General features: G+C 69.7%; 8 protein-coding genes. 4 read left to right on the plus strand and 4 right to left on the minus strand.

The genetic code is table 11. The features are described from left to right. Window positions 1-696, minus strand: a 696-nt coding sequence (locus tag F3J10_RS32490; RefSeq protein ID WP_167243804.1) for a winged helix-turn-helix domain-containing protein, incomplete at its 3' end; no start/stop codon positions are given. A gap of 135 nt (window positions 697-831) precedes the next feature. Here F3J10_RS32490 and F3J10_RS32495 point away from each other — a divergent pair. Both F3J10_RS32495 and fabV read left to right on the plus strand, forming a co-directional pair. Next, a complete protein-coding gene (locus tag F3J10_RS32495; protein WP_166912565.1) occupies window positions 832-1,473 on the plus strand; it encodes an FMN-binding negative transcriptional regulator in 642 nt (213 codons plus the stop codon). A gap of 255 nt (window positions 1,474-1,728) precedes the next feature. Beyond that, complete coding sequence (gene fabV, locus F3J10_RS32500; RefSeq protein ID WP_025102235.1) at window positions 1,729-2,931, plus strand: enoyl-ACP reductase FabV; 1,203 nt, start codon at window positions 1,729-1,731, stop codon at window positions 2,929-2,931. 154 nt (window positions 2,932-3,085) lie between these two features. Here fabV and F3J10_RS32505 read toward each other — a convergent pair whose 3' ends face one another. The 3 genes from F3J10_RS32505 to F3J10_RS32515 form a co-directional block, all read right to left on the minus strand. Then, window positions 3,086-5,185: a catalase gene (locus F3J10_RS32505; protein ID WP_167243805.1), complete on the minus strand. Its 2,100-nt coding sequence runs from the start codon at window positions 5,183-5,185 to the stop codon at window positions 3,086-3,088. A 407-nt stretch (window positions 5,186-5,592) separates the two neighbouring features. Then, window positions 5,593-6,201, minus strand: coding sequence for an alpha/beta fold hydrolase (locus tag F3J10_RS32510; protein WP_167243806.1), 609 nt, complete (start codon window positions 6,199-6,201; stop codon window positions 5,593-5,595). A 67-nt stretch (window positions 6,202-6,268) separates the two neighbouring features. Further along, on the minus strand, window positions 6,269-6,886 hold the full coding sequence (locus F3J10_RS32515; RefSeq protein WP_167243807.1) for a hypothetical protein: 618 nt from the start codon (window positions 6,884-6,886) through the stop codon (window positions 6,269-6,271). A gap of 428 nt (window positions 6,887-7,314) precedes the next feature. On the opposite strand from F3J10_RS32515, the gene F3J10_RS32520 reads away from it, so the two are divergent. Beyond that, the gene (locus F3J10_RS32520) at window positions 7,315-8,319 is read left to right on the plus strand and encodes a sugar ABC transporter substrate-binding protein (protein WP_167243808.1); all 1,005 of its coding nucleotides are present in this window, start codon (window positions 7,315-7,317) and stop codon (window positions 8,317-8,319) included. After that, window positions 8,316-9,118, plus strand: an 803-nt coding sequence (locus F3J10_RS32525) for an ATP-binding cassette domain-containing protein (protein ID WP_167243809.1), incomplete at its 3' end; no start/stop codon positions are given. The genes F3J10_RS32520 and F3J10_RS32525, both read left to right, overlap by 4 nt.

Raw genomic sequence — 9,118 nt, forward strand, 5'->3', positions numbered from 1 at the left:
GGCCGGGCCGCGAGCGCGCAGCCGGTTGCCGAGCCGCCGCCAGGCCGCATCGGGCAGCGTCGCGCCGCCCGGCACCGAGACCGCGAACGGGATCGGCGGCAAGGGCTCGAAATCGGCGGCGATCGCGGCGTACATGGCCGCCGGGCCGGGCAAGCGGCTCGGCGCGGCAGGATTCTCGCCGGTCGCGCTCGCCGCGTGGCGGCGCGAGTTGCCGGCTTTGGCGCTCTTGGCGGTTTCGGTGGCTTCGGCAGTTCCGGTGGCTCCGGTGGCTCCGGTGGCTCCAGCGATTCCAGCGGCTCCGGCAGTTCCAGCAGATCCAACAACTCCACCAACCGCGCCTGCCCGCCCCACCCGCGAAGCCGGCTCGGCATCCCGCCCCGGCCGCGCCTCCCCGGGATGCAATCCCATCGCCGCGACAGGCAGGCTCAGCGCCGGCGCCACCCAGGTGCCGGTGCGCCCACGCGAGACCAGGAAGCCCTCGGCGACCAGTTGCTCGAAGGCCTCGATCACGGTGCCGCGCGCGAGGCCGAGCGCCGCCGCGAGCTGGCGCGTGGCCGGCAGCGGTTCGCCGGGCAGCAGGCCACCGCGCCGGATCGCGTCGCGCAGGGCCTGCGCGAGTTGGCGGCTCAGTTGGCCGGCGGCGCGGTCGAGCGGGCCGAGCGCGGGAACGGCAGGCGACCGGGCGGTACGAGCCATCGATTCTGGTCCATTGAAATGACGGGAAACTGGCTCTTTATCTTGAGCCAGTCAGCCAGCAGAATACGCGAATTCGACTACCGGGCGCCGCGCCGGCCAACCGACGCGCCGCCGCCCGCCCCACCCGGAGCCGCCATGTACCTGCCCGCCCATTTCAACGAAGCCCGCCCCGAGGTGCTGCACGCGCTGATCGCCGCCCATCCGTTCGGCACGCTGGTCACGCACGGCGCCGACGGGCTCGACGCGAACCACCTCCCGTTCGAGCTCGATCCGGCGGCCGGCAGCCTGGGCGTGCTGCATGCCCACGTGTCGCGCGCCAACCCGGTCTGGCGGCAGGTCGCGAACGGCGATCCGGTGCTGGCGATATTCCGCGCGATGGACGCCTACATCTCGCCGAACTGGTACCCGAGCAAGCACGAGGCGCACCGCCAGGTGCCGACCTGGAACTACGCGGTCGCGCACGCGCATGGCCGGATCACGGTGCGCGACGACGAACGCTACGTGCGCGGCGTGGTGGCGAAGCTGACGCGCCGCCACGAGGCCACGCAGCCGGTGCCCTGGAAGATGGGCGATGCGCCGGCCGACTATCTCGACGAGATGCTGAAGGCCATCGTCGGCATCGAGATCGAGATCACGCGCTTCGAAGGCAAGCTCAAGCTGGGCCAGAACAAGGCGGCGCGCGACGTGCAGGGCGCGGCCGAGGGCCTGCGCGGGCAGGGGCGGCATGACATCGCCGAGGCCATGCTGGCGGGCGGGCTGGGCGAGCCGAAGGCCTGAGAGCGCAAGGGCGCCCGAACTCGCGAACCCCGCGATTACAAAACGGGCAAGCCGCCGGCGCCAAGCCGGCGCGGCGGAACCGCCGGATATCCGGCGCCAGGGAAATACATATCGACGGCCGCCCGGCCGTCGCGCCCGCCGCGGCCAGGGTCGGATGCCCCGCCCCGCAATCGTTCGCGCCCCGCGGGGCTTCCATTACAATGCACGGCGTTTCCGTCCGTCGAACTTCGACGCTTACCGTATTCAGGGGCTTTCATGATCATCAAACCGCGCGTGCGTGGCTTCATCTGCGTGACCACTCATCCTGTCGGCTGTGAAGCGAACGTCAAGGAACAGATCGACTACGTCGTCAAGCAAGGCCCGATCGCCAACGGTCCCAAGAAGGTGCTGGTGATCGGCTCGTCGACCGGCTACGGCCTCGCCGCGCGCATCTCGGCCGCCTTCGGCTCGCAGGCCGACACGCTGGGCGTGTGCTTCGAGCGCCCCGGCAGCGAGACCAAGCCCGGCACGGCCGGCTGGTACAACAGCGCCGCCTTCGAGAAGTTCGCCAAGGCCGAAGGCCGCTACGCCCGGACCATCAACGGCGACGCCTTCTCCGACGAGGTCAAGCGCGTCACCATCGACACCATCAAGGCCGATCTCGGCCAGGTCGACCTGGTGGTCTACAGCCTGGCCTCGCCGCGCCGCACGCATCCGAAGACGGGCGTGGTGCACAACTCCACGCTCAAGCCGATCGGCAAGAGCGTGGCCTTCCGCGGCCTCGACACCGACAAGGAAGTGATCAAGGACACCGTCCTGGAGCCGGCCTCGCAGGAAGAGATCGACAACACCGTGGCGGTGATGGGCGGCGAGGACTGGCAGATGTGGATCGACGCGCTGAACCAGGCCGGCGTGCTGGCCCCGGGCGCGAAGACCACCGCCTTCACCTACCTCGGCGAGCAGATCACCCACGACATCTACTGGAACGGCTCGATCGGCGCGGCCAAGAAGGATCTCGACAAGACCGTGATCGGCCTGCGCGAGACGCTTTCCGCCAGCGGCGGCGATGCGCGCGTGGCGGTGCTGAAGGCGGTCGTCACGCAAGCCAGCTCGGCGATCCCGATGATGCCGCTGTACCTCTCCCTGCTGTTCAAGGTGATGAAGGAAACCGGCACGCACGAAGGCTGCATCGAGCAGGTCTACGGGCTGCTGCACGACACGATGTACGGCTCGACGCCGCATATCGACGAGGACGGCCGCCTGCGCGCCGACTACAAGGAACTCGATCCGCAGGTGCAGGGCAAGGTGCAGGCGCTGTGGAACCAGGTCACCAACGAGAACCTCTACGAGCTGACCGATTTCGCCGGCTACAAGCACGAGTTCCTGCGCCTGTTCGGCTTCGAGATCGCCGGTGTCGACTACGACGCCGACGTCAATCCCGACGTGGCGATTCCGGGGCTGATCTCGGTCGGCCTGTAACGGTCAGGGCGGGATCGGGCGCGCGGGCCGTCCAGGCCGCGCGTTGCGCATCGCGGGCCGGTCGCGAAGGCGTGCATCGCACGCGCCTCGCGACCGGCCCGTTTCTTTTGCGCGCTTGGGCACGAGCCGAGGCCGGCACCCGGCTCGCCCCCGCTCAGGCCAGCGTGCGCAGCGTCGGCTCGCGATCGAAGAAGCGCTGCCCCGCCGCCTTCACGAAGGCGTCGCCGAGCCCCGTCACGCCCGCGTCGGCCTGTACGCCGGCCCGATCCAGCAGAGGCTGCGCGCCGGGCGTATGCCCGATCGCCTTCAGGTGCGCATAGGCGTCGAGCACGAAGGCGATCGCCGCCGAATCGGCCGCCAGCCGCTCGGCCGCGTCCTTCGCCAGCACCAGCGCCACCGCGTCGACCAGCACCGAGGGCGAGCCGGCCAGTTGCCCGTCGGCCGTCAGCGTGCCGCCCTTCACGGCGATGCCGCCGACCTTCGGCGCGATCAGCATCGCGCGGCCGCCGCCCTTCTCGATCGCGGCCACCAGCTTGTCGATCTCCGCCTTGTCCGAGCCTTCGTCGAACAGGATGCCGACCTTGCGGCCCTGCACGGTGTGCTTCGCATTGCCGACGATCGACAGCGCCGGCGAAGGCTTCATGTCGATCGGCTCGCGCGCGGGCGGCGCGGCCGGCGGCAGCGCGATCGCGAGGCCGTCGGCGACGCGCTGCGCCAGCGATTCATCAACGTTGCGCAGCCTCGACACCATGCGCGAGCGCACCGCCTCGAGCGACACCTTCGACAGCTCGAACACGAAGGCCGAGGCCAGGTGCGCCTGCTCAATCGGCTGCAGCGAGCGGAAAAAGAGCCGCGCCTGGCTGTAGTGGTCGGCGAACAGCTCGGCGCGCACGCGCAGCTTCTCCGAGGGATCGTTGCGCTCGGCATTGGCCTCGAAGGTGGTGAAGCCCTCGGCCGGCGCCTCGCGCGGCCCGCCCGGCTCGCCCGCGTCGGCCAGCGAGTTCGGCTCGTAGTTCGCGCGGCCTTCCGGCACCTGGGTCTGCATCATCCCGTCGCGCTGCATGTTGTGGAACGGGCAGCGCGGCGCGTTAATCGGGATCTGGTGGAAGTTGGTGGTGCCCAGCCGCGACTTCTGCGTGTCCAGGTAGCTGAACAGGCGCCCCTGCAGCAGCGGGTCGTTGGTGAAATCGACGCCCGGCACCACGTTCGAGGGCAGGAAGGCGGCCTGCTCGGTCTCGGCGAAGAAGTTCTTCGCATTGGCGTTCAGCGTAAGCCGGCCGATCGGCTCGACCGGGATCTCCTCCTCGGGAATCAGCTTGGTGGCGTCGAGCACGTCGTAGGGCTGCTTCGCGGCCCAGGCCTCGTCGAACACCTGGATGCCGAGATCCCATTCGGGAAAATCGCCGGCCTCGATCGCCTCGTACAGGTCGCGGCGATGATAGTCCGGGTCGGCGCCGGCGATCTTCACCGCCTCGTCCCAGATGGTCGACTGCACGCCGAGCACCGGCTTCCAGTGGAACTTCACGTACTTGCCCTGGCCCTTCGCGTTGACGAAGCGGAAGGTATGCACGCCGAAGCCCTGCATCATGCGCAGCGAGCGCGGGATCGCGCGATCCGACATCGCCCACATCAGCATGTGGGTGCTTTCGGGCATCAGGCTCGCGAAATCCCAGAAGGTGTCGTGCGCGGAAGCCGCCTGCGGATAACCGCGATCGGCCTCCATCTTCACGCTGTGGATCAGGTCGGGGAACTTGATCGCGTCCTGGATGAAGAACACCGGGATGTTGTTGCCAACCAGGTCCCAGTTGCCTTCCTGCGTATAGAACTTGACGGCGAAGCCGCGCACGTCGCGCGGCGTGTCGACCGAGCCCGCGCCGCCGGCCACGGTCGAGAAGCGCACGAACACCGGCACCTCGTCGCCGACCTTCTGGAACAGGCTGGCGCGCGTGAGCTCGGGAATCGCCCTGGTGCAGCGGAACACGCCGTGCGCGCCGCTGCCGCGCGCGTGCACGATGCGCTCGGGAATCCGTTCGTGGTCGAAGTGGAAGATCTTCTCGCGCAGCACGAAGTCTTCCAGCAGCGTCGGGCCGCGTTCGCCGGCGCGCAGGCTGTTCTGGTTGTCAGAAACGGGGACGCCGAAATTGGTGGTCAGCACCTCGGGATCGTGCTTTCCCTGGCCCGTGTGCTGCTGATGCGTTTCGCCGCCCTTGCCGATGACGGTGCCGGCATCCTGGGACGTTTTCGATTTGGCCATGTGTTTCCTCCGCGGCGGGTTGTGGGGTTGGGGCCTGCGATGCGCGCCAATGCACGAGGCCGCGAGGCGGCGAACATGGCGGGGCGCGATCGGGCCGGAATCGCATCGGGCGCGGCGGCGTGCAAAAACTACACGGCCGTGCCCGACAGGGACCGGCGGCGGCGCCCGCCTCGCCGTGCCGGCGCGGGCGGCGCGGCAAGGCTCGGCGAGGCGCGGCGGCACATCGGTGCCGCGCGTGCCGCGAGTCGTCGGCAAGGCAGGCGCAAGATGCGAACCCGGCGCGGAGGGAGGAAGGAAGCGATGGCGCCGTGCCGGGCACGAGCCCGGCACGAGGCGGAGAAGCGGGGAAGAAGCGAGGGAAACGCGGCGGAGAAGCAGGAGGAAAGCGGAAGGGGATGCGGCGGCGTTCAGCGCCGCAGGTGAGCGTCGACCAGCGGCGCCAGCGAGGCTGCATGCACGCGGGCCAGATCGTGCCGGCCGCCCGGTACCACGTGCAGGGCCGAATCGGGCAGCAGGCCGTGCAGCCGCTCGCCGACGGTGACGGGGCTGTAAGGATCGTCGTCGCCCCAGATCAGCAGGGACGGCTGCGAGACGGCCGGCAAGTGCTCGCCGAGCTCACCCCGGCTGGCGACGAACCAATCCGGCAGATGCCCGTTGTTCGCGAGGAAATCGGCGCGCCAATCCCGCGCGCCCAGGGCGGCCATGTCGAGGCCGCCCGAGCTCACGCACAGCACCAGGTGCGTGACCCGCTCGGGCCGGGCGAGCGCGGCGCGCACCGCCAGCACGCCGCCCATCGATTGCGCGATCAGCGCGGTGGGGCCCTCGATGCGTGCCAGCACGCGCTCCAGCAGGTCGTCGAGATCGCGGATCGATGGATCGGCGGGCTCGCCGCCGAAGCCGGGATAGGCGAGGATCTCGCGCCCGGCCGTGGTTTCCAGGCGATCGGCCAGCGGCCGCCAGAAACCGGTATCGCCCGAGGCGCCCGGCAGGAACAGCAAGGTGGAGGGGATCGGCATGGGTCTCTCTCAGTGATGATTCGGCGCTAAACGGCAGGTATCGGCATGCCGCGCGACGAAAGCTCAATCAATGCGCCACGCCGCTCAGCGTGCCGAGATGCCGTTCACGGTCAAAAGCCTCGTTCACGTCGCAATACCTGCCGGTCGACTGCGTGCGCTTGACCAGCTTGAAGTACAGCGGCGGCCAGCCGATCGTGCCGTCGTCGTTGCGCGTCAGCACATACTCGCTGAAGCGCACCGTCTCCGAAGCCGCGTAGTTGTCGCCCATCTCGCGCGTCGCCACGATCAGCCGCATCGGCTGCCCCGCCGCCGCCTTCAGCAGGCGGAAATCCTGCAGCAGGCAGTCCGCGCCGCCGCTCACGGTCAGCGTGTCGATTTCGTCGTCGTCGGCGCCCTTGGCCCGGGCCTTGCCCGGCGCGCCGTACAGCGGCACCAGGTTCCACTGGCCGCGATTGGCCTTGTCGACGAAGTGGAAGCTGATCATGTCGAAGCCATGCGCGTTGTAGTTCTCGCGCCAGCTGCGTATCACGTAGCCATCGTTGCCGTCGAACGAGACGCGCGTCATGCCGTTGGCGACCGGCACCACCCGCGACAGCTCGCGGCCGGCCAGCGCCAGGCCGGCGCCCGCGCCGAGCACGGCGAGCACGGCGAGCGCCACGATGCCGGCGATCCAGCGTTTCTTCATGCGAAGTCCTGAACAGCTCGAGGTGCGCCACGCGCCCTGCGGCCGGCGCTCGCGCATCGAGAAAAAATGGGAAGCGCGGAGCTTGCAGGCGGCCGCCGGCCTTGTCAATCGAGGCCGGCGATAGGCGCCGCGAAGCGCAACGATCACCCTCATTGCGCCGCATCGCGTCGACAATCCACCCCGCGTCAGATGCAACGCGCGGCAAACCGACAAAGCACTTCAGGCCGGCGCTCATAACCAAAGCGCAAATCGATGGTTTCGCGAGGCCGGGGCCGCCGATTAGATTGCTGCTGATTCGGCTCGATCGCAGCCGGTTCCGACGTTCTCCCGACCTGACTCGTGCCTCGATGACGCCCCGCTCCCGCCTTCGCCCTATTCGTCCCGTTCGTGCCACCCGCCGCCGCTTGCGCATCGATTTCGCCGCCCGCTTGTCGTCCGTGGCCGCGGCCGCCGCGCTGGCGGTGCCGCTGGCCCTGTCGGCGCCGTCCACGCAAGCGCAGGCCGCGCCCGACAACGCGCCGGTGCCCTCGCTGAAGGGCAAGCGGATCGGCATCACGGCCGCCGGCACCGACCATTACTGGGACCTGAAGGCCTACCAGGGCGCCATCGACGAGATCAAGCGCCTCGGCGGCACGCCGATCGCGCTCGACGCGGGCCGCAACGACAACCGCCAGATCGCCCAGATCCAGACGCTGATCGCGCAGAAGCCCGACGCGATCATCGAGCAGCTCGGCACCGCCTCGGTGCTCGAACCCTGGCTGCAGAAGATCCGCCAGGCCGGCATCCCGCTGTTCACGATCGACACCGCCTCGCCGGCCAGCATCAACGACACCACCTCGGACAACTTCTTCATCGGCGAGCAACTGGCGCTGAAGCTGGTCAACGACATCCACGGCGAGGGCAACATCCTGGTGTTCAACGGCTTCTACGGCGTGCCGGTCTGCGCGATCCGCTACGACCAGTTGAAGGCCGTGCTGAAGTACTACCCGAAGGTCCACATCATCGAGCCCGAGCTGCGCGACGTGATCCCGAACACGGTGCAGAACGCCTATGCGCAGGTCAGCCAGTTGCTGACCAAGTACCCGAAGGGGCAGATCTCGGCGATCTGGTCGGCCTGGGATGTGCCGCAGGTGGGCGCCACGCAGGCCGTGGACGCCGCGCATCGCGGCGAGATCCGCACCTACGCGGTGGACGGCAGCCCCGACGTGGTGGCGCTGGTCAAGGATCCGAAGTCGAGCGCGGGCGCGGTGGTGGCGCAGCAGCCGGCGCTGATCGGCAAGACCGCCGCCGACAACGTGGCGCGCTACCTGGCGGGCGACCGCTCGCTGCCGCCCTATACCTACGTGCCCTCGCTGCTGGTGACCAAGGACAATGCCGGCTCGCTGCAGCAGACGCTCGGCCAGGCCCAGCCCGTTGCGGCCGCAACGAAATGAGCGGGCCGGCCAGCACGCCGCCCGCGCTGGCGCTGCGCGGCATCGTCAAGCGCTTCGACGGCGTGCCGGCCCTGCGCGGCGCCTCGCTGACGGTGCCGCGCGGCACCGTGCATGGCCTGATCGGCCAGAACGGCGCGGGCAAGTCCACCCTGATCAAGATCCTGGCCGGCATCCATGAGGCCGACGCGGGAAGCATCGAGGTGGACGGGCTCGCGCGACGCGGCGCGGCCGGGATCGGCTTCATCCACCAGGAACGCCTGTTGGCGCCGACGCTGACGGTGGCCGAGGCGCTGTGGCTAGGCCGCGAACCGGCCTTCGGGCTGCGCGCGGCCGGCTCGCTGCGCCTGCTCGACCGGCGGCGGATGCGGCGCGCGGCGCTCGACGCGCTCGATGCGCATTTCGGCGTGACGCTGCCGCCCGACCGGCTGATCGGCGAACTGAGCGTGGCCGAGCAGCAACTGGTGCAGATCACGCGCGTGCTGGTGGAGCAGCCGGCCATCCTGGTGTTCGACGAACCGACCGCCGCGCTGGTGAACCGCGAGGTGGAGCGCCTGCTGCGCACCATCGAGCATCTGCGCGAGCGCGGCCAGACCATTCTCTATGTCTCGCACTACCTCAACGAGATCGCCCAGGTTTGCGACGGCGTGACGGTGCTGCGCGACGGCGCCGACGTGGCCCACTTCGATGCGCGCGCAAGCTCGGTGGAGGCCATGGTGGCCGCGATGATCGGCGAGGACGCGCCGTCGGGCGCGCAGGCCGCGCCGCGCGCGATCGGCCCCGCGCGCCTGCGCGTGCAGGG

The organism is Burkholderia sp. Cy-637, from assembly GCF_011753175.1.
GTDB lineage: Bacteria > Pseudomonadota > Gammaproteobacteria > Burkholderiales > Burkholderiaceae > Burkholderia > Burkholderia gladioli.